Raw genomic sequence first — 21,110 nt, forward strand, 5'->3', positions numbered from 1 at the left:
CGATTAATCGGGCCAATAAATGTAATCCTGACTGGGTTGAAGCGGGTCATTTAAAAATTTCATGGTCCGGGAGAGACCTTCGTACTCTGGTTTGATTTTGGGTCCAACCGGTTGGGGTTCAACAGGATGAGGTTCAGCGGTAGCGTAAGTGCCTGCGGCGCTACTTCCCACGGCGACTCCGGTGCCAATTGTCCGCGCATACCGGACTGCCTGACCGCCAATATAACCGATTAAAACTTCTACTTCTGCCACCGCTCCCGTCACAGCGGTTGTCGTTGTCGTTGCAGCTGTCGCAAGGGCAGCTCCGCTACCGGCAACAAACAGAGGCGCACCTAATATCGCGCCCAATTTGCCACGGGCCTTTTCCAACTCTCGCTCCTGCGCAATTCGTACGGCTGGATCTACGGGTTCAAATCGCGGCCCGCTTTGCCTTGCCGGTTGATGGGGAGCCAGAAATTGCTGCACCTGCTGAAATTCCTGTTCAATATCGCCTTCCAGTAAAGGATAAGCCACTACATCTGGCCGCAAACACTGAGACTCATCACTGTTCATGCGAGCACCGGCCAACCCGACCGGCACATAAACTGGTTCTTTTTTCGCATCCCGTATCCATTCACGCTTGCGTTTGTCATCAACTTGACATACTCCCGTCTCCAACAAACGGAATTTCATCCTCCCACCAGCTATATCCACATATGCCACTCTTTGTTCTGGAGTAAGCCTGTCCCCTGGAAATTTAATCTCAATTACCGTATGAATATTCTCCTGACTGAACGCGAGCTTTCCTGCCAACATAATGTTTTTGATGCGAACCACATCAGGAATGCGAAACAATCCCTTCTGGCCCTTTATGAGTTGCTCCAACTCATTCGGCAGGGGTTTTGCCGCCCCGTGTTGCTGACGCATTTCGGGGGACAGCAGGGATTCCAGTTCACCGCTTGTCAGCAACTCGAGGATCCGCTGGACCTCAACATCACTTAAGCCCAACCCTCGTAAGCGATAACCATAGCCTTTCTTGATGGCATGAAATTTTGACAAGGGAAAGGTGCTGGGCCAGTTCGGATTTCGACGGCTCATAATCGGCTTGGGCGGGCTTTGGGTCATGTCATAGCCCACCTCACCAATATAGGGAAAGTGATAATTGAATGCCCTGTCATCCTTCCTTATCAATTGGGTCACGACACGTTGGTACATCATCTGTCCGTCTGACCGTTTTTTCGGGTTTTTAATCGCATAGTTGACCTTTTCGCACAAATACCATAAATCCAGCGGATTGGTGACCGGCGCTACTGCGCCTTCCGGTTGTGATACCGTCGGGGTCTTTTTCGGGGATTCCTGTGGTAAGGTCGCTGTTTTCTTCTTGCCGGCCATGTTATTTTTCCTTCTTCTCCGTTTTTGAAAAGTCCAGTTTCAACGGTGCATCAATATCCCAGTAACTGGCCTGAAAATGTTCCCGGTTAAACAGCTCGCTGTGCGTCACCAACTCAATGGATTCACTTTCCGTGGTATACGCCCGCTGGGTATGCCCCTTTTCATTCGTGACGCCTTCAATTTTTTGGTCATTGACATATAAAGTATAGGGAAAGTGTTTTAATTCTTTCCCCGTCTTTTGATCCTGTATGACAAAGTATTGGCTATACCCTTCCACCAACGGCATATGCGGCATGGTAATCGGTTGCTGAGTACTTTTTGTCTTCACGGTATGCACGGTCTTGCGCACATAGTCATGGCGGGTGCCGTACTCAATCTTGCCGTCCTGCAAGATCAGGTAACTGCCACCGGCGTTAATTTTGAGGCGCTTTTTCGCCGCAAACAGTACATCCCCGTCCACGGCCATCAGGCTGATTTTGCCCTTTGCCAGCAAAGACAAAGTGTTATTTTGTGCCTGTACCTCCACCTTGCCACCGTTGGCCTTGAGCTGGATGCCGGATTGCTGCGCAAAGACCCCCAGTGATCCCCCAACCTGTAACGTCATGTTGTCCATCACCCCGATATCGGCATGGCCGCCCACATTGACCATCAGGTTATCCCCCGCTGCCAGTTGGACATGGCTGTCACTGGTCAGGGCGATGCCACTGGGAGCGCTGGCAAGTATTGCTTCATTCAGGGGTTTCAGGCGCGCCTCAAACATCGCCACTTGCTCATGCAGGTCAGCCGCCAGCGTGTTGGCCTGCTCGGCCGCGTCGGAAAGTTGCTCCACCTGTTTTTTCAGGAAGGCAATCTCGTCCAGCGCTTTTGTCATGTCCAGCACCTGCCCCTGTGCTTTGGGTTGTTCTTCTGCACTGATAAACAGCCCCTTGCCCGCCCGCACAGCCCCGTGTTCGTCGGTGCGCAGTTCAAATCCGCTGCCCCGCTGCTGGCGTTGGGCATCCACCAGATGGCCCAGATTCAGCTGGCTTTTGCCGTACTCGGTCGCCAGCTTGGCATGGGTTTCCCCGCGCTGGTCTTCCAGCCGCAGTTTGTTGTTGGCCGGGGTCCGCAATACGTTACGGGTATGATTGGTGCCGGTGACTAAATCAGGGTGTTCGGAATCGTGGAAAGCATGGGCAATATAAGGCCGGTCGCAGTCTCCGCCGTCAAAGGCCAGCGCCACTTCCGTGCCGTCCAACAACGGGGTATGCCAGCCGTAGGTTTCACCGGCATAGGGTTTCGCCAGCCGGACCCACAAATAGGCTTCCCCCGCTTTCCAGCCGTCAAGGTCAAACTGCACCTTAACCCGATAGCGCCCGTGCGGATCAAGCCACGCATAGGTATCATTTTTCTCAGTACTTTCAATGCGGGCAGGAAAGGTGCCAACCATCACCGGACGGGGCCACAAAGGGGGGCGAAAACAGACCGTTTCACGGTAAGGCTGCCCCTGCAACCGGACCCGATAGCTTTTATCCCGTGCCCCGCTGCACGTCAGGGTCGTGAGGAGAATGCCCTCTGCCAACGCGGCCGGCAAATCCCCCGCCGGCTCCAGTACCTGCCCGACGGCCAGCGACGGCGAGGTGCTCCAGCCCATCACGGTGTGCTGGTGGTTCAATAGCCGTTCGTGATTCAGGCGGGCAAAGAAACCGCCGCTTTCCGGTTCAGGATCGGTTTCAGCCCCCGCGTTCCGGTACGGCTCGGCATAACGGTACACCTCACCATAGGTAAGGAGGTCGTTCGGTGCCGCATTGGCCTGACTGAGCAGGGGTGTCAGGGCGTAGCGGTAATTGTAATCCTGCGTGGTCAGGTTTTTCGTCACCACCTGATGGGTGGTTTTCAAGCCCCAGACACTGTCTGCTCCGCTGTCATTCATGCCTGCCGTATTATGCAGCGGCAAATGCACACCGAACTGGTACTGTTCCGCACTGTCACTGAAAATCACCACTTCCCGCGCCAGCCGGCTGTCCATTTCAAAGCGGTAGTAAATTCCCACTTCTGCCAGTAACCGCTGCACAAATGCCAGATCACTTTCCCGCCACTGGGTGATTAATTCACGGGTCGGATAGCTCTGGCTGAGCCGGAATTCAAAATCCGCCCCTTCAAAGTCATGGGCGCGCAGTACCTGTTCCACAATCTCCGGCACGGACTGATTTTGATAGATAGCACAACGTTCACGATGGGCCAGCAGTTGCAGCCTTGGCACCAGCTCCAGCCGGTAGCGGGTTTCATCCGCCGAGGTTGACAGGCGCTTGAGGTGACGGATCACCCCGTGCACCACTTTGACGCCACCGTCGGGATGGGCCGAAGACAATCCGGCCAGAATATCCGGTACTGGCGGTTGCAGGGTAAATGTAGCGGTTTTCAGCAGTACCTGTTCTGGCAGGATATCTGCCTCAGGGCTGGTGACGTAGATCAGATAACGGTAGGGTTGGCGCAGGCTTTCCCGTCCCCGAAAGAACTGTACACCTATCACGGCCGGAGACTGCCAAATTTTCAAATCATAACGGGATAATATCAGAGGGGGATTAAGCATCAGATATTCCTTAATCATGAACAATAGCAGGGAGTGTGCAAATCCATTTAGCTTCCCGATAACTATCATTGATTGGGAATAAACCCCATGATGAACAAGATTTATTTTCGTCATTGCTCAGCAAACAGCAGAGTTCGCTCGGATTGCATTACGTTTAACTTGTTAATTACAATAAGTTATTAATGACTCTCTTGTAGAAAAGGCGCTTACTGTTTTTATTTTGCCAGAATGATGAAAACATAAAGAGATGCAATTCAAATAACTTGAATTACGCTTTAGGTTTAATTTTATAAGGCAAATAACGATAGAAAATTACTATACTTTCAACCTTGCTTCTTATTGTTTGATACACAAAAAATATCAGATCCTGTTAATTCAGTAATCAGCCCGCCACAGGCATTCACTGCCAATCATGACCTCACCATCAAAGCCATTACCATAAACAAAAACGCCCCTTGGCAGGGGCGAAAAAGCTTGAGCAATGGAACTTATGACAAATTCAAACGCTGACTCCACAGATTATATTCATCGTCATCCAGTACCTTAAGTAAGGCCATATCCGGCTGGGCCGCTGCGATTTGCACACCAAAAAAGCCTGAATCCCATGCACGTCTGGCTAAAATAGATGGCCAAAGAAACATCACCTGCTCGCCTTCAACAAAAGGAATATCGGCGGCAGACATTTCACCAAAAATAGCCCCCATCAATTCGGGTTGCGATACCAAAGCAGAAATTTCCCGCAATGTGGAGTAACAGATTTATCATGGCATAAATATAGCAATATTCATCGCCGATATATGCAAGGAATATCCATTCCGTGCAGGAATATCAAGAATACACTAATGAAATAGCAAAATAATTAAGACTGTGAGCCTCATTAATGAGGCTCACTATAATCATATGATATTATTGAAATAATAAATTTACGCTGAAACCCAAAGGCTTTTTCATAAAACTCGACAGTTTTACTGACTGACTCAACATAAATAATGATATAGCCTAATTTCATTTTATAGCCCTTGCTACAATCTGTTTCTATTAGGATCTCAATAAAGAAATATAGGTAAAAAATATAAAAGCAGCAAACTGTTACAATAAAACGGTTATAGGAAAGAGATACACCCGCGATTACTGGAGTACCCGCTGGAAAGTTTTATTAACTGGCATCGTGACCAAGTATTTAAGCAATAATCCGTTGGCCCATAGACGGCAAAAAGGGGAGCCAGCGCTCCCCCTAATCATTCAACTAAAATTCAGATCACTGACCTGCTTTCAGTTTCTGGAAATACTCTTCATACAGAATATTGGCATTACCAACATCATTTTGCCATTCCCCTTTCTCGATAATCGCATTATCGGGATACAGAGACTTATCTTCCGTCATTGCCTTTGGCAGCAATTTCTTCGCAGCCAGATTCGGTGTCGGATAGCCGATCTTCTCAGACACTTGTGCCGCAATCTCCGGACGCAACAGGAAGTCAATCAACTTCATCGCACCCTCTACATTTTTGGCGTTGGCAGGGATAGCCAGATTGTCCATCCAGAAAATGCCACCCTCTTTCGGCCAGATAATCTCAACCGGTGTGCCTGACTGGCGGGCAACATAAGCGGAGCCAGGCCACATCATGCCCACATCCACTTCACCTTCCATAAATGGATTCGCTGGGTTATCAGAGTTAAATGCCAGTATATTTGGCATCAACTTTTGTAATTCCTTATAAGCGGCCTCAATCTCTTTCGGATCGGTGGTATTGCCGGAATATCCCAATTTCAGCAACGCCATTTGGAAAACTTCACGTGCATCATCCGTCAGAACTAAACTATTTTTATATTCAGGCTTCCAAAAATCAGCCCAGGAAGTGATGGATTCCGGATCAACATTGTCGCTGTTAACCCCTATCGCCGTTGCACCCCAAATATAAGGAATGGAGTAATCGTTATTCGGGTCAAAAGATTTGTGCAGCAATTTAGGATCAAGATTATGGAAATTGCTCAGTTTGCTCTTGTCGATTTTTTGCAGCATCCCTTCTTTACTCATTTTTGAGATAAAGTAAGTGGATGGCACCACTAAATCATAAGCGCCGTCTTTATAAGTTTTCAGCTTGGTGTACATGCTCTCATTGGATTCATAGGTGGAATAAATCACCTTAATCCCAGTTTCTTTGGTGAACTGGTTGAGCAAACCAGGCGGAACATATTCAGTCCAGTTGTAGAAATACAGCGTCTTGCCATCATCTGCGGCAGCGGCATTCACCGAACCAATGCTTAATGCCATCATCCCGGCGGCTAACAGACAGAACCACTTTTTCATGTTGTTTTTCATGCAGTGTTTCCCCTCGCAGTTGGTGCGTAAGTATCATATAGGTTCCGTGAACCTATCCCCGAAAAAGCGGCTATTATAAGAGCGCTATTTAATGGGGTAAAGCCACTTATTCTTCACTGAATTAATGATTATGAAAGTAATTCCGATTGATACGGATAAAAATGAAGTTATCAAGGAAATAAAAGCGTAGCCAACCCGTGACTACGCTTAAACTGGCATCAAGATTTACCCGTGCGATCCCGCATGACAAATTGGCTAATCAAGACCAAAACCAATGACATAAGCAGGAGAATCGCTGCCAATGCGTTCACTTCCGGCGAAACCCCGACTTTTACCATTGAATAGATTTTCAATGGCAGGATTTCATAGCTCGGCCCTGTTACAAACGAGGAAACAACCACGTCGTCCATCGACAGGGTAAAGCTCAATAACCAACCCGCCATAACGGCCGGCATCGCCAGCGGCAGGATGATTTTACGCAGAATAGTTAACTCACTGGCACCCAAATCCCGGGCCGCTTCCAGCATTTTGACATCAAAGTCTTTCAGGCGGGAGTAAACCGTCACAACCACAAACGGCAGGCAAAACGTGATGTGCGAGAACAGCAGTGACCAGAACCCAAGCGAAACACCGAGCAGCATAAACAGCACCAGCAATGAAATCGCCATCACGATATCCGGTGACATCATGACCACAAACAACATGCCGCCCACGAATTTCTTGCCACGGAACGAATAACGGTACAGGGCAACTGCGGTCAGGGAGCCAATCAGTGTCGCAAACGTGGCGGAGGTGACCGCCATCGTCAGGGAATGCCCTGCCGCTTGCAGCAAGCTGTCATTGGAGAACAGCAGGCTGTACCATTCCGTGGTAAAACCCTGCCAGCTAATACCAAAGCGCGACTGGTTAAACGAACTGACCAGCAGGATAATAATCGGGATATACAGGTAAGCATAGACGATGGCCATAAAGCCACTGCGCAACAGGCGTCCGATCATTCCAGTTCCACCTTCTTGTTCAGCAGCTTCGCCGCACGATAATAGACGAACAGCATCAATCCCATCACCAGCGTCAGGCAGATACTGGTTGCCGCCCCAAACGGCCAGTCACGGATATTGAGGAACTGGCTCTTGATCACATTCCCGATCAGCAGATTTTTCGCCCCGCCCATCAAATCCGCCACATAGAACAGCCCCATTGCAGGCAGCAAGACCAACAGGCAACCGGCAATAATGCCCGGCATTGTCAATGGGATGATAATGCGGATGAACGTCTGCAATTTGCCTGCTCCCAAATCCCGTGCCGCTTCCAGACAAGGTTTATCCAGCTTCTCGATACTGGAATAGAGCGGCATCACCATAAACGGCAACAGGATATAAACCAGCCCCAGTACAACCGCTTCGGGGGTATACATAATGCGCAGTGGTTTTTCGATAATCCCAGTCCACAGCAGAAAATCATTCAGGTAGCCGCGGGTGCTGAGGAACATTTTCAGGCCATAAATACGGATTAACGAGTTTGTCCAGAACGGGACGATCAGCAGGAACAGCATGAGCGGACGCAGTTTCTTCGGCATACGCGCCAGAAAGAAAGCGAACGGATAGCCAATCACCAGACAGCACAGCGTCGCCACAACCGCCATGTTCAGCGAATGCAGCAACACTTCGGCATATAGCGGATCGAACAACCGGGTATAGTTATCCAGCGAAAAGACCATCTGCACCAGATTGGCATCATCACGGGTCAGGAAGCTGGTTCCGATAATCATCAGGTTCGGCAGGAAAACAAACAGCATCAACCACGATACCATGCCTGTAATGACGATATTCTGGAATAGTTTACGCGTCTTCTTCATCGACCAGCACAACCTCCCAGCTCTCTACCCAAGTGACGGCGATCTTCTGGTTCAGGGAATGGTCAACATCAGGATCATCTTCATTGAAGAATTCACTGACCATCACCATTTTTCCATTTTCCATCTCGACCACAGAATCCAGTGTCATGCCTTTGTAGTTACGTTCACGAACATAACCAATCAGGCCGGATAACTGCTCGCCGTTATTGATTTCTTCAACGCGCAGGTCTTCCGGACGCAACAACACTTTCAGTGTCTGCCCGACAGTCACCGGCAACGCGGTGAAAATATCGCATTCATGGCCTTCAACATTGGCGCGTATCCGCTGCTCATCGATGCGATGCAATACATTGGCATCAAAAATATTGATTTCGCCGATAAAGCGGGCAACGAACAGGTTTTTCGGCTCTTCATAAATCTCACGCGGAGAGCCATCCTGCTCAATGCGGCCGTCACGCATCACCACGATCCGGTCTGACATGACCAGCGCTTCTTCCTGATCATGGGTCACGAAGATAAAAGTAATGCCGAGCTTGCGCTGAAGTGCCTTCAGCTCATTTTGCATCTGTTTGCGTAACTTGTAATCGAGCGCAGACAGCGATTCATCCAGCAACAAGACTTTCGGTTTATTCACCACCGCGCGGGCAATCGCCACACGTTGCTGCTGACCACCAGAAAGCTGTGCCGGTTTACGCTGGGCAAACTCTTCAAGCTGCACCATGCGCAAGGCTTCCTCAACACGCGGAGCAATCTCTTTTTCCGGTGTTTTCTGCATGCGAAGCCCGAAAGCGACGTTTTCAAATACGGTCATATGGGGGAACAGGGCGTAACTTTGGAAGACCGTATTCACATGACGGTGTTCAGCAGGGATATCAGTAATATCCTGCCCTTCCAGTAAAATTTGGCCGCTGTCCGCATCTTCCAGCCCGGCAATCAGACGGAGTACTGTGGTTTTGCCACAACCGGATGGCCCAAGAATGGTCAGGAACTCGCCATCATTGATTGTCAGATCGAGCTGTGAAATAACTTGTTTGCCGTCAAAGCCCTTGCTCAAGGCTTTCAATTCCACAAGTGGAGTCAGAGAGGTATTCTCAGTCATTTATGCTATCATCTATCCCTTGGAATAATGCAGATAGAACCGCCACGGGAAAAGACTGTGTCAGCCAGCAGGAGGCATCATATCTCCGCTGAAGCTCAAAGCCAGTGGCGCCGGTTGAAATTACGAAGCGCGCATAATAAACGCAGTAAGCCCAAATTGAAAGCTGAAACGCTGACAATATGTCATTTTTTATTATCATTTCATGAATATTAACTTTGAAGCATCATTTTGAACCTGTTCCCCCTATTGGAAATCATTTCCTGATGATTGTTTTTCAATCAAATCCAACTTATTGTTTTTCAAAAACATCAAAGTCACTTTAATTGTGGTTTCGGCATGACTGGCTGATTTTTCCAGTCAATTCCCGTATTATTTCCTTTATTAGGATTTCCTGCTTTCCTGTAACCCTGATAACACTTATCTTAATAATGGATTCGTTTTCTGGTCGTATTGCTTACAAATCCATCATCTTATTGAATTAACATAAGAAATAAAAAAGATAATTTATTTATGAGGTGAATCCATCAGCCGATAAATTATAAGAAATAACGCCAGCATGTTATTACTGGCGTTTATTATAATATAAATATTGATATAAACTCTGGACACAAAATACAATGCTTTTGGGGCTGCCCTAAGTAGCTGTTCCTAATATTGATACACTTTTGCTGTACCCTGCCTATTTCCTGGGAATGGACTCGCCGTCTCCATAACGCGACGCATTTTTTTCAACAGCTGCCACATGGATTTCAAGTTGCATCGCGGCGGCAAGGGAATGAATCCCCGGGAGCATAGATAACCGTCTATTTATAAAAACGGTGACTGGGGTGAATGAGTGCAACCAACAAAGAGGCAACTCGAAAGACGAAGAGTATATAACTGCAACAATGATTACGGGTCATTGTTTCATGAAGTGCTAACCATAATTTTTCAATCGCATTTACCCAAGGCGAATAAATAGTGCCTGCAATAAACAGTTCAAGTAACCATTCCTGCTTGTACTGGCTGAGTCTACTTTTTCTCATGATACTAGCCTAGATGATATTAGTTATCTGGGACAGTCCCTAATTGAATTGTAAACGTACGGAGAACCACACCTCGCACGCATTCCATTCCATTTGAGATACAGCAATTAACTGTGGATTTACATCGCATGGCAAGGATTAAGGCTTACGTGGGATCACACCATGATGCAGCTATACCCTTCTCCGTTTAATACCTGCGATTTCTTTGTCGATTTCCCGTCTTGGCTGCCTTTGCATGAATGGGTACCTTCCGTATTTCAGGCGTATGGCGATTATTCAATACAACAATGGAAATTTCTGACACTGGACATGCCCCAATGGCTGATTGGTATTTTTGCCGCTTATTTGGTTGTTGGCGTGTTGGTGTTGGTGAGTCAGGGGGTTCGGGTGCGTAATAACTACTTTAGCTGAGATAAAAAACTGCCCCTTGTTGTTGATGGAAATAACTTCAGGGGCAGTTTGGTTTTGAAGACCTTATTTGCGATTTTACGCGCACTACAATAAATATCCCACCTCTTAACTATCTGTTAGAAATCACAGTAATATAATCACTGACATAATCTATCAGCTTAATATCACTCGTAATGAGAGGGATATTATTATGTTTAGCTTGAGCAACAATAAGCCTATCAAACGGATCTTTATGCAGTTTTTCGGGCAAACCACATATAACAAGTGTATGTTCGCTTTTAATGGGGATTTCAATCAAGCCAGCTTCAAACAGCCCATCTCTGAACTCTTTAGGATCTATAGAGAAATTGGGTTTGTTCAGATTACTTTTAATGACAACTTCCCATATAGAAGCTGAGCTAAAACAAAGCGTTTTATCGGTATCTTCAAGAAGATCAACAACATCCGTTTTCAGTTTTTCTGGTTCATATGCCATGAATAGCAAGATATTGGTATCTAACAGCAATTCCATTATGAGTATTTCCCTTCGAACATATCCACAAGTTCAGTGTTGTCCATGTCATCAAAATCTGTGGGAATACGACCTTTGCCTTTGAGAAAACCTAATTTACGCTTAGGCTTCTCTTCTCTGTATGCGATAACTTTAACCAGAGCATGGCCATTCTTAGCAATGATCACGGGTTCTCCAGTGCGCGCAACTTCCTGAACAATTCTGGACAGATTAGTTTTTGCATCGTAGATGTTAACTTTTTCCATAGCACCACCTCTTGATGTATATATTTTATATCATACATTCCACACTTGGTCAGGTCAACTTGGTTAGACCACACATTTAGCACCTGCGATTTCTTTGTCAATTTCCCATTTTGGCTGCCATTGCATGAGTGGTTACCTTCCGTGTTTTAGGCGATCTCTACCAAAGTAGCACTCAAATGCAGAAAATAACTTTATTTATAATAGGTTGTGTTTTCTAAAAATAAACCCCGTTATTTTCAACGGGGTTTATCAACTATCTAACGATGTTTTTATGAAACAATATCTTGATATAAAGGGATTATTTTTTACTGGAGACAAATTACATAAAGAAGTGCCGCCGGGTCCCAAGACGTATCAGGATCAGGACCATTAGTACCATCACTTAGATCCATGGCCTTATAACCTTGGGGAACAGTCGTCTTTCCTGTTGTGGCTGACCAATACCGATCATTTGTAGGCCAACCCGTTTTACTATGAATGCCATTTCCATAAGAATTATATAAACTTGTAAGGTCCTTCCATATCGGTAAGTAACCACTGCCACAATAACTTACAGCCTGTGAATGTTTAAATTGAGCCCAGGATTCGTTGCTACTGCTCCAACCAACATGACCACGAGCCGAAGACCCTACTTCTTCTCTCAATCTGGGTCGCTTAAATGTGTTTCCATTCTGACTTCTTAACGTATTAGGCATATGTCCCCAATAATTAGCCTGATCCGTATCAGGGCTGGTAATTACCGTAAAAATAACATCCAGTGTTTTGGTTTGAGGTGTACTTTCATTGACCGTTATCGACAATGTTGTCCTTGTCCCAATCCCGTCAGGGTCAGTGACATTGATAATAAGATTACCTTTGTCATCCGTATGCCCCGTGTAAGTAACTCCACTTCCTTCCAGCACACCTTCTTCCGCTTGCAATTTTACCGTCACTTTGTCTGCGTCCACTGGTGCCTTTTGACGATTCATGGCCGTCAGCTTAATGGTGACAGGTACACCCCCAATAGGATTATCTGCGTTGGTTGTATTAATAGCGAGTTTAATCGGGTCCGGATCCGTTTTCTTCACTTTAACCGCTAGCGTGCCATCAGCCTCCTCTGGCTCTTTACTCGAGGTTATCGTGAAATCAGTCGCCGTGCCCTTCATTGAACCATCCGGGTTGGCACCGACAGCGCTGGCAAATTCCTTGGAGTTTGCATCAAGCGAGTTTCCGATGGCCTTATCACTTCGCCCTTGTACAGACAAAGCGATAAGCCGGCCATAATGTTTTGTTTTATCCAACGGGAAATCGGGCACTTTATGCGGTTGGTCATGAATATCTTGTCCTGCATCCACTGGCTTGCCTTCAGATTCCAATCGACTCTTTGTGGTGGGTTCTTGAGTGGGAGCAAAGTCGTCCCACAAATAGATGCTACTATCAGTAGTTTTCCCTCCTTTTGAGGCAAAATTATAGGTTCCTCTCAGTGCCTTACCCCCGTCAGGCGTACCCACTAAGGTTAATTCCAGCTTCGTGATTTCCGGGCCTTTTTTAGGGTCAATGACTCGCCCATGGCCATCACTGCCACCGGAATAGTCGTTGCCTTGCGTATCCATACTGGAATTGACCTTCAACTCCTTACCGATAATCGGCTTAATCGTGTTGCCATCATTATGCTTCGGCTGCACCCTGATTTCGATAAAGTGATCGACATCCTCGTCCGTAGCGGCATAACTCGGCACTTCACCCGATTGAGTAATGGTACCGCTGGCATTCGGGATGGGAACGGCATTTTTCTCGTCAGGCTTCTCATGATCATCCTTAAACGACGGTATCCGATACCAGGTGTATTCCGTGTGATCTGCCGGATCGCCACCGTTAGCATCAAACTCATAGCTGGCGGTCAAAGCATAACCCTCCCCGACCGTAAGGTAGCCATCTAATTTGAGATTCTTGACAATAGGTTTCGCATTCATATCCACGATAGTACCGGTGTCCTTACCATTTTCTGTTCCGCCACCGCTGGTGTGGTTCCCGGGTGTTCCCGGTACGGTGGTGATCTGCTTAATGCCATCCGGATTTTCCTGTCCGGTGACGTTAGCCGGCAGAATGGACACCACAATCACTTTACCTGAAAGGGTTTCCGTCCCTCTTGGTGTTAAGGTGAACTTGGCCTGGCCTTTTTTATCCCCTTCAGCCGGTTGAGTGACATCTTGCCAGTCTTTATCCGCAACGGTATCGCCCTGGATTTCCCAGACAAACCGTGACTTATCCCGCTTATCCCCGCCATTGGGCACGAATTGATAACTCACGGTCAGGGTCACTGGCATCTTCAGCTCACCGTTCAACTCCAGCCCATCTACCTGCGGTTTAGCATTTGGATCGGGCACGCCACCCTTTCCATTGCCGCCGGTAATATGGCCACCGTTGCTCGCATGGTTGACATCCGTGGTGGCAGGTGCTTTCGCCCGCAGGTTAGCCTCGTTCGCCGCCAGGATGGACACTTCCAGTACAATACCGATATCGTCATTGCCTATCACATAGGCGACTTTGTCCTTATCGGCTGCGCCGGCAGCCACTCGGCCTTCCCCGTTTGTCTGTGCCAGCTCGATCGGCTCTTTGGAGCCGGCCGCGTCTGCCAGTTTCATAACCCGGTCAGCGGTGGTGCCTTCGGTTCCCCACACGTAGAACGACCGGTCGGTGGTATTGCCATCCTGTGCACTGAACTGGTAGATGGCCCGCAAGGTTTTACCGACACCAATTTCTCCCTCTAAGTAGTTGATATTGACACTCGGTGCCTTATTTTCATCAAACTCCAGCTCGAACGGTTGTGGATTTTTCTTTCCGTCAACGGTCGTGGTCACTGCCCAATGTCCGGTTTTTGTCCCAGCCGTGATCACCACTTCATACACCCCATCACCGATTTCTTTCACGTCTTCGATAATCGGATCTTCGCCTTCTCCTTTCAGTGTGGCGTTATCACCGGTTACGATGATGCTGTCTTTGGCACCGTAAATAGGCTTGTCATCGCCATCCTTCAAGGTAATACGCAACGTTTTCGTGGTATGGCCATCTGCCGGCAGGGCTTTGCTGCCATCGGCAGGGTCAACCTCAGGGCTTTTCGGGTTTAATTTGTCCGCCAGTGATTTCCCAAATGTGACGGTCGTCGGTTTCGTCTCTACCCGTTTACCGAACACTTCGGGGGCTAATTCCCATTTGCCTTTTTTATCGCCGGCGGTCACCGTCGCCTGATAATGGCCGCTGCCCACTGGGACTTCTTTAAATTTGTCGACCGTTGGCATTTTATGGCCTGAACCGTACAGCCCACTGTTATTCGGTATCATATTGATACTGTTTTCTGCACCTGTGATGGGCTTGTTATCCTTGTCCCTCAAATCCACTTCAATCACCGTGGTGTCACCGTCATTGGGCAACTCACTTTCTTTGGCAACAAACGTGGATTTATTCGGATCAACCAAATCTCCCTTATTCGCGTCGAAGTTGATGATTGTTTTGTTGTCCAGCGGCTTGCCGTCTATTTTGGTGGTGATTTCCCACTTGCCGGTTTTACCCCCCGCCTTGACTTTCACATGGTAAGTGCCTTCAGGATCTTCCCAGATGTTGTCTTTGTCGATGGTCGGAGGGTTTTTCCCGTCCCCGGTCAATTGGCTGCCTTGGTCATCAAATGTGATGCTGTCTTTGGCATGCTTGATAGCCTTACCCTGCTTGTCCTTCAGTTCCAGCGTCATGGTGGTGCTGTCTTCATTGTCAGCCGCCAATACGTTTGTTGCCGGCGTAAAGACCGAGCCTTTGGTATCGACAATCTCCGCCAGAGACTCACCAAAAGTAACGCGGGTTGGTTTCAGCTCTTTGCCGTCAACCACTGGCGTCACTTTCAGGGTGCCTTTTTTCTTGCCGGCAACCACCTTGGCCTTATAAATTCCGCTGCCGGCCGGGTCTTCCTTGATGCCAGTGACGTGTGGGTAGGGTTCTTCTCCGTACAGATCACTCCGGTCTTCCGTCAATTTGATTTTGTCGACCGCGCCGGTAATCGGTTTACCCTCTTTATCGACCAGTTTCAGGACGATATCGGTCTCCTCATTTTCCTTGTTCAGCGTGCCATTGTCCGGCTCGAATGTGGTCTGCTCGGTATTAATCATGTTGGCCAGCGAATCGCCGAAATCAATCACGGTGGAGGGCAATTCATGTCCGTCAACGGTCGGCTTGATGGTCCACTTGCCGTGTTTGGTGCCCGCGGTGGCGGTGACTTCATAGATACCACTGCCTTCCGGCACTTCTTTAATTTCGGTTCCCAACAGCGGATCTTTACCGTCCCCGGTCAGTTTAGATTTATCATCCGTCAGGGAAATACTGCCCGCAGCACCGCTGACCGGCTTGCCATTTTTGTCCGTCAATTTCAGGCGGATAACGGTCTGGGTTTTGCCATCGGCGACCATGGATTTATTGGCGGGTTCGAAACCGGAATTCGCCGGGTTAACGGCCGATGCGGTCACCAAAATCTGGGCTTCCATCCGCTCAGAGGCATTGCCCTGTAGATCATAGGCCACGCCGGACAGGTTGTAGGTGTTGTTGCCTTCCGCATTATACGGTGGCAGCGTCAATAAATAATGGGTGCCACCGCGCACGGTTTCTGCGGCCAGACTGTCTGCCGGATTTCCTGCGGCTTCTAACTTACCGCCCCCGGCCGTCAGATTGGCGGTATCCCAAATAATATCTTTCAGCCCGTGTTTAGTGCTGACCGTGACGTTCAACGGAATAATGGCCCCGCCACGTCCGATAATGCGGGGTTCCATCATCATGCGGATCAGGATTTTCTTGCGGTATTCCAGCACAATCTGGTTATTACGATCGACCAAATCATAGCGCCCGCCTTGCAGGGTGCGCTTGAAGGCCACTGCATCGGGATCAATTTGTTTTGACCACGGCGTGCCAATCTCATAATTGAGGCCGAGATTAAACAGGGTGTCTCCGCCACCGGACGCGCTCTGGCGACGGTCAAGCCCCAGAGTTACCAACGGGATCGGGGTATAATTCACGCCGAGGGTAAAGGCGGCCGGGTTTTTCTGTCGCTGCCTTTCACTCAACAACCCGACTTCATTACCGAAATACTGTTCGTAAGTCAGTTTGCCGCCCAACTGCGGATAGGTCGGCACATAGCCTTCGGCCCGCAGGTCAAAGCCGTTAGCCGGGCGCTCTTCATAGTCGGCCAGTTTTTTGCCGTCTTTCCAGCCACTGGCGCGGAAATAGCCATTGGCGGCGAATTTCATAAAATCACGGGCGTATTCCGCACCAAGGCCGAAACGGGTGTGGTCACGGGTAATATCACGGTCAAGGAAGGCGTTATAACCGAACATGCCATCGTCAAAGAAATGGCGCTGCCCCAATCCGACGTTGGCTGTCGTGCGGCTGTCAATATGGCGCAGGCCAAACTGGGTGAACGTCAGGTGTTTTGCGGTATCGTACAGCGGCAACAACATATCGAACTGGCTGCCGTCCAACCGCCCGCGATCGTCCACATTGGCCTGAATTTTGACGTTACCGTAACGTTGCAGCCAATTTCGCACTGCCTGATTCGCTTCACCAACGGCCATGCTTTGCAGTTGATTTCTGGTGCTATCCACAATGTTGCCCCCTTTCAGCATGCCGGCGGCTTGAGATGCGGCCCTCGCCAACCAGTGTTCCGTTGCGTTTTCTGTCAAGGGTGCTGCGGACTCGGGTTTCAGTTTGTCCGCTAATGAATTGTCCGCTAATAGTTTATTTGGCAACACACTATCAGATTCAAAGTGCGGCACATCAATTTCATCGCCGGCCCCCAATGCCGTAAACGGTTTATTGAATACCCGCTGCTGATTGAGTTTTTTTAACTCCATGACCGTCAGACCATGGCGCTTCGCCACAGTTTTAACACTTTCACCGGCGTTCAATCGGTAAGGGCGGGTTTGCTCAATATGCGAATGAGCTTTTTGAGCTTGATGTTCATTGGGAGCCATTGCCACGGCAGGGGTAAACGCTGCCACAACAGGAAAGGCCACTTGCGCAAAGATATTCACCCACGCCACCCATCTGAGGTGATGGCGCTGTTTTTCTGTCCACAACCTATTTTGTTTTTTTAGCATATTTATCAACCTTTAGAATCAACACTATTTTCACCGGATATCAATAAATTCTGATGCCATTGACTCATCCCGGAGCGATATTGCTATTCCTGTGATGGTTTTATCTTTCGTATAAAACAAATAAGTGTGTTTATTTTATTATTTTAAGGACGGCTCGATTTTTTAATGCCATAAAAAACACACACAAATTAATTTGATAAATCATCAGGAAAAACTTAGGTCATCTTTCATCCTTTATCGTTATTTTTATCATTTTATTATTTATTTTCAGGTGATTATATTGCTTACCATTTCATGAAACTTTAAATATTTAAATGAGTTACTTTTCCAGCCCCGTTATTTTGTTCACTTTGGACCTTTGTAAAAAAAGGTTATTTTGTTAATTTACTGAATATCTATTTAGCGAATATAATTCGCCCACTTTTTTAAATGACAGAGTGATAACATCACAAATTCAAACCAAATTTAATCCAGGTGAACATAAATTAAGAATACGGAAATGTTTAAACCTTCCCCGAAATAATTTCCGTCATGTTTACAAATAAAAGCACTGAAACATGGCCAGGCATTCAACAGGCATTAGCGTAATTTAAGAAAGTATTTAATATAATTTCCGAGTAATATAGTCATCTCAGGCAGCAAACAGAGCTACCTGAATACCAAGAAAAAAGTGATGTAATATTAAATGGAGATCGATTATGAAAAATGCAACAACACCCACACTGGAAGGCCATACCATCACGGATTATCTGGGTGTCGTCACAGGGGAAACGATTCTTGGGGTCAATATTGTGAAGGATTTTTTTGCCGGGATCAGGGATATCGTCGGTGGGCGTTCTGGCTCTTATGAGAAAGAATTGCAAAATGCACGGGAAATTGCCTTTGCAGAAATGAATGCACAAGCCCAGGCTTTAGGGGCCAACGCGGTTGTCGGCATTGATATTGACTATGAAACCGTCGGCAAAAATGGCGGCATGCTGATGGTTGCCGTATCAGGTACTGCGGTCAGGATTGCGTAAGGCAAAATAATTCAGATTGTGAATTAGGCCACCGATCAGGTGGCTTAATTTTCAATCCCTTACCTGCCTTGAGCCGATAAATGACATTGATAAGATAAATCGTGCTGGTCTGCCAAACAGAATGGAAACTTACTTCTTATGGGATTTTTGCCCATCAAAACACGCTGTAACCTGCCGTGTCGCGACTTCAGGAACAATCGCACCTTTGTGCCGGATCACAACGCCTGCCAACTGATGCCCCATTAACGCGGAATACTTAATGGATTTTCCGTTCAACAGCCCCGCAATAAAACCGGCATTAAAGGCATCGCCTGCCGCGGTGGTATCGATGACTGGCGAAACAGGTTGTGCCGCAATATGCTGTATTTCAGCCTGAGTATGTAAATCACGATAAAAACAGCCCTGCGCCCCCGCTTTAATGATGGCTTGTTTGACTCCCATTTTTTGCAGGCGGTTAAAAATGCCCTCAATTGAAGTCTCTCCCCAGAGCTGCATTTCGTCATCATCAGTGACTAAGGCGATATCGGTGATGGCATACATTTTCTGATAACTCTCACGGGCTTGTGCTTCGCTTTCCCATAATGCCGGACGATAGTTGCTGTCAAAGAAAATGATTTTGCCTTGGGAAGAGAGCGTTTTCAGGTTATCGAGCAGTAACTGGCAATCTTCTTCGGGTAAAATCGCCAAGCTGATCCCACTGAGATAAAGCGCATCCATTTTCTCCAATTGTGGGTAAATCTTAGGATAGTCAGCATGCCGGAATAGATGGCGGGCCGCTGAGTTATTGCGCCAATAAAGAAACGTACGCTCCCCCTGCTCATCCAACTGTATCAGGTACAAACCCGGTTGATGTTCGCTGTCGGTGAACACCAGCGATGTGTTTATTCCCTCTTGCTGCCAGCGTGTGATCATGCCCCGGCTCAACGGATCAAGGCCCATCGCTGTCACAAAATGGACATCCAGCGAACCTTGCCCTGCTCTGGCAAGGTATACCGCACTGTTCAGTACATCACCGCCGTAACTCTGTGTCATAGAACCAAATGGCTCCCCATTCAGCTCGATCATGCACTCACCGAGCAAAGCAATTTTTACGGCTTCCATCTTTAATCCTTGATTGGCTCATTCAACCTGCTGATTCAGCTGATCTATTTAACAAAAAATAACGCTCAGCATTATTGAAGCAAATATTCTGGATCATCTGCCCCAGCATTTTTTCATCATGTGGGATTTCTCCTTCCCTGACCCAAACGCCGAGCATGTTACAGAGAATTCGACGAAAATATTCATGGCGGGTATAGGATAAAAAGCTGCGTGAGTCTGTCAGCATGCCGATAAATTGACTCAATAAACCTAATTGGGAAAGCTGTTTCAGCTGGCGTTGCATACCGTCTTTTTGATCGTTAAACCACCAGCCCGAACCAAATTGGATTTTTCCAGCAATGCTTCCTCCCTGAAAATTGCCGATCATCGTTCCAATCACTTCGTTATCACGAGGATTTAAGCAATAAAGGATCGTTTTGGGTAATTCATCGGTTATATCCATTGCATCCAGCAAACGTGAAAGCGGATAAGCAATAGGATTATCACCGATGGAATCAAAGCCACTGTCCGGCCCCAACAAATTAAACATGCGCGTATTGTTATTCCGCAAGGCACCGATATGCAGTTGCATTACCCAACCCCGCTCAGCATATTGCCTGCCTAACCAAACCAATACAGCCGTCGAGAATTGGGCAATCTCTAATTCGCTGAGCAATTGCCCCTGCCGGCGTTTTTGCAAAATGTTGTCCAGCGATTGTGTATCGGGGATGGCCGCATAACGCAGGGTTTCAATGCCATGATCCGCCGTCACACAGCCGTGATGTTCGAAATGCGCCAAACGACGCTCCAATGCCGCCAATAAATCGGCAAAACGTACAATCACCAAATCAGCGGCTTCTTCCAGCTGGTTCAGATAATGACAAAAACCCGCCGATTCAATTTTAAAAGCTTTATCCGGCCGCCAGCTTGGCAATACTTTGATGGCAAAATCTTTATCTGCTGCGATTTGCCGATGATACTCAAGGGAATCAACAGGATCATCAGTTGTCCCCACCATACGCACCTGCATTTGTTGCATAATGCCACGGGCAAAAAACTCAGGTTGAGCCAGTTTTTCATTCGCTTCATGCCAAATCGCTTCTGCCGTTTCAGGGCCAAATAATTTTCCGGTAATGCCAAAAGGACGGCGCAATTCAAGGTGCGTCCAATGATAAAGCGGGTTGCCCACTGTCATTGGCACGGTCCTTGCCCATGCGAGGTATTTTTCATAATCCCTGCTTTCAGGGCCGGTGATCAGCATTTCATCAATTCCTGCTGAGCGCATGGCCCGCCATTTATAATGATCGCTTTCCAGCCAGATTTGACTGAGATTGTCAAAACGACGATTTTGCGCAATCTCTTTGGGATTTAAATGACAGTGGTAATCATAAATCGGCATCATGGCGGCGTAATCATGATAAAGACGGCAGGCAATGTCATTACTCAACAAAAAATCTTCATGCATAAAGGCTTTCATTGTTTTCCA

General features: G+C 47.6%; 14 protein-coding genes and 3 pseudogenes. 2 read left to right on the forward strand and 15 right to left on the reverse strand.

Translation table 11 applies throughout. The features are described from left to right. Positions 1–3 precede the first annotated feature (3 nt). From Xsze_RS01715 to Xsze_RS21755, 10 genes and pseudogenes are all read right to left on the reverse strand, one after another. On the reverse strand, positions 4–1,371 hold the full coding sequence (locus tag Xsze_RS01715; protein WP_051462306.1) for a VRR-NUC domain-containing protein: 1,368 nt from the start codon (positions 1,369–1,371) through the stop codon (positions 4–6). 1 nt (position 1,372) lies between these two features. Then, entirely contained in the window at positions 1,373–3,943 is a 2,571-nt protein-coding gene (locus Xsze_RS01720) for a type VI secretion system Vgr family protein (protein WP_169924450.1), read from the reverse strand. A 488-nt stretch (positions 3,944–4,431) separates the two neighbouring features. Further along, entirely contained in the window at positions 4,432–4,668 is a 237-nt protein-coding gene (locus Xsze_RS01725) for a hypothetical protein (protein WP_141557223.1), read from the reverse strand. A 152-nt stretch (positions 4,669–4,820) separates the two neighbouring features. Continuing rightward, positions 4,821–4,952, reverse strand: coding sequence for a VOC family protein (locus tag Xsze_RS23270; protein ID WP_368656212.1), 132 nt, complete (start codon positions 4,950–4,952; stop codon positions 4,821–4,823). Positions 4,953–5,201: 249 nt separating this feature from the next. After that, a complete protein-coding gene (gene potD / locus Xsze_RS01735; RefSeq protein WP_038240434.1) occupies positions 5,202–6,254 on the reverse strand; it encodes a spermidine/putrescine ABC transporter substrate-binding protein PotD in 1,053 nt (350 codons plus the stop codon). 230 nt (positions 6,255–6,484) lie between these two features. Continuing rightward, on the reverse strand, positions 6,485–7,264 hold the full coding sequence (gene potC / locus Xsze_RS01745; RefSeq protein WP_038240430.1) for a spermidine/putrescine ABC transporter permease PotC: 780 nt from the start codon (positions 7,262–7,264) through the stop codon (positions 6,485–6,487). Then, positions 7,261–8,121: a spermidine/putrescine ABC transporter permease PotB gene (gene potB, locus Xsze_RS01750; RefSeq protein WP_038240428.1), complete on the reverse strand. Its 861-nt coding sequence runs from the start codon at positions 8,119–8,121 to the stop codon at positions 7,261–7,263. The genes potC and potB overlap by 4 nt, the downstream gene beginning before the upstream one ends. Further along, positions 8,105–9,220, reverse strand: a complete 1,116-nt coding sequence (potA, locus tag Xsze_RS01755) for a spermidine/putrescine ABC transporter ATP-binding protein PotA (protein ID WP_038240426.1) — start codon at positions 9,218–9,220, stop codon at positions 8,105–8,107. Before potA ends, potB begins: the two co-directional genes overlap by 17 nt. Before the next feature lie 648 nt (positions 9,221–9,868). Further along, a pseudogene (locus Xsze_RS23275) lies at positions 9,869–10,179 on the reverse strand (hypothetical protein); the annotation flags it as partial. Next, positions 10,180–10,245: pseudogene (locus Xsze_RS21755) on the reverse strand (IS1595 family transposase); the annotation flags it as partial. It abuts the pseudogene before it with no gap. A gap of 111 nt (positions 10,246–10,356) precedes the next feature. Between Xsze_RS21755 and Xsze_RS01770 the strand changes: the two are divergent. Continuing rightward, positions 10,357–10,656 (forward strand): annotated as a pseudogene (locus Xsze_RS01770) (disulfide bond formation protein B); the annotation flags it as partial. A gap of 109 nt (positions 10,657–10,765) precedes the next feature. On the opposite strand, the gene Xsze_RS01775 reads toward Xsze_RS01770, so the two are convergent. From Xsze_RS01775 to Xsze_RS01790, 3 genes are all read right to left on the reverse strand, one after another. Next, positions 10,766–11,167, reverse strand: coding sequence for a type II toxin-antitoxin system VapC family toxin (locus tag Xsze_RS01775; protein ID WP_038240422.1), 402 nt, complete (start codon positions 11,165–11,167; stop codon positions 10,766–10,768). Continuing rightward, positions 11,167–11,412 (reverse strand): type II toxin-antitoxin system Phd/YefM family antitoxin, encoded by a 246-nt coding sequence (locus Xsze_RS01780; protein ID WP_038240420.1) that lies wholly within the window; start codon positions 11,410–11,412, stop codon positions 11,167–11,169. Before Xsze_RS01780 ends, Xsze_RS01775 begins: the two co-directional genes overlap by 1 nt. A gap of 305 nt (positions 11,413–11,717) precedes the next feature. Next, positions 11,718–17,525 (reverse strand): inverse autotransporter beta domain-containing protein, encoded by a 5,808-nt coding sequence (locus tag Xsze_RS01790; protein WP_038240418.1) that lies wholly within the window; start codon positions 17,523–17,525, stop codon positions 11,718–11,720. A 698-nt stretch (positions 17,526–18,223) separates the two neighbouring features. Between Xsze_RS01790 and Xsze_RS01795 the strand changes: the two genes are divergently transcribed. Next, on the forward strand, positions 18,224–18,544 hold the full coding sequence (locus Xsze_RS01795) for a heavy metal-binding domain-containing protein (RefSeq protein ID WP_038240415.1): 321 nt from the start codon (positions 18,224–18,226) through the stop codon (positions 18,542–18,544). Positions 18,545–18,673: 129 nt separating this feature from the next. Here Xsze_RS01795 and Xsze_RS01800 read toward each other — a convergent pair whose 3' ends face one another. Together Xsze_RS01800 and uxaC are read right to left on the reverse strand one after the other, a co-directional pair. Next, the gene (locus Xsze_RS01800; RefSeq protein ID WP_038240413.1) at positions 18,674–19,645 is read right to left on the reverse strand and encodes a sugar kinase; all 972 of its coding nucleotides are present in this window, start codon (positions 19,643–19,645) and stop codon (positions 18,674–18,676) included. Positions 19,646–19,667: 22 nt separating this feature from the next. Further along, positions 19,668–21,101 (reverse strand): glucuronate isomerase, encoded by a 1,434-nt coding sequence (gene uxaC / locus Xsze_RS01805; RefSeq protein WP_038240411.1) that lies wholly within the window; start codon positions 21,099–21,101, stop codon positions 19,668–19,670. Between the last annotated feature and the right edge of the window lie 9 nt (positions 21,102–21,110).

This window comes from Xenorhabdus szentirmaii DSM 16338 (assembly GCF_002632585.1).
In the GTDB taxonomy this organism is placed as follows: domain Bacteria; phylum Pseudomonadota; class Gammaproteobacteria; order Enterobacterales; family Enterobacteriaceae; genus Xenorhabdus; species Xenorhabdus szentirmaii.

Bases quoted from the DNA above. Each gene is read 5' to 3' on its own strand.
- Xsze_RS01800 (WP_038240413.1), bottom strand. From the start codon at position 19,645: ATGGAAGCCGTAAAAATTGCTTTGCTCGGTGAGTGCATGATCGAGCTG.
- Xsze_RS01780 (WP_038240420.1), bottom strand. From the start codon at position 11,412: ATGGAAAAAGTTAACATCTACGATGCAAAAACTAATCTGTCCAGAATT.
- Xsze_RS01795 (WP_038240415.1), top strand. From the start codon at position 18,224: ATGAAAAATGCAACAACACCCACACTGGAAGGCCATACCATCACGGAT.
- potB (WP_038240428.1), bottom strand. From the start codon at position 8,121: ATGAAGAAGACGCGTAAACTATTCCAGAATATCGTCATTACAGGCATG.
- potC (WP_038240430.1), bottom strand. From the start codon at position 7,264: ATGATCGGACGCCTGTTGCGCAGTGGCTTTATGGCCATCGTCTATGCT.
- Xsze_RS01720 (WP_169924450.1), bottom strand. From the start codon at position 3,943: ATGCTTAATCCCCCTCTGATATTATCCCGTTATGATTTGAAAATTTGG.
- Xsze_RS01790 (WP_038240418.1), bottom strand. From the start codon at position 17,525: ATGCTAAAAAAACAAAATAGGTTGTGGACAGAAAAACAGCGCCATCAC.
- Xsze_RS01775 (WP_038240422.1), bottom strand. From the start codon at position 11,167: ATGGAATTGCTGTTAGATACCAATATCTTGCTATTCATGGCATATGAA.
- uxaC (WP_038240411.1), bottom strand. From the start codon at position 21,101: ATGAAAGCCTTTATGCATGAAGATTTTTTGTTGAGTAATGACATTGCC.
- Xsze_RS01715 (WP_051462306.1), bottom strand. From the start codon at position 1,371: ATGGCCGGCAAGAAGAAAACAGCGACCTTACCACAGGAATCCCCGAAA.
- Xsze_RS23270 (WP_368656212.1), bottom strand. From the start codon at position 4,952: ATGAAATTAGGCTATATCATTATTTATGTTGAGTCAGTCAGTAAAACT.
- potA (WP_038240426.1), bottom strand. From the start codon at position 9,220: ATGACTGAGAATACCTCTCTGACTCCACTTGTGGAATTGAAAGCCTTG.
- potD (WP_038240434.1), bottom strand. From the start codon at position 6,254: ATGAAAAAGTGGTTCTGTCTGTTAGCCGCCGGGATGATGGCATTAAGC.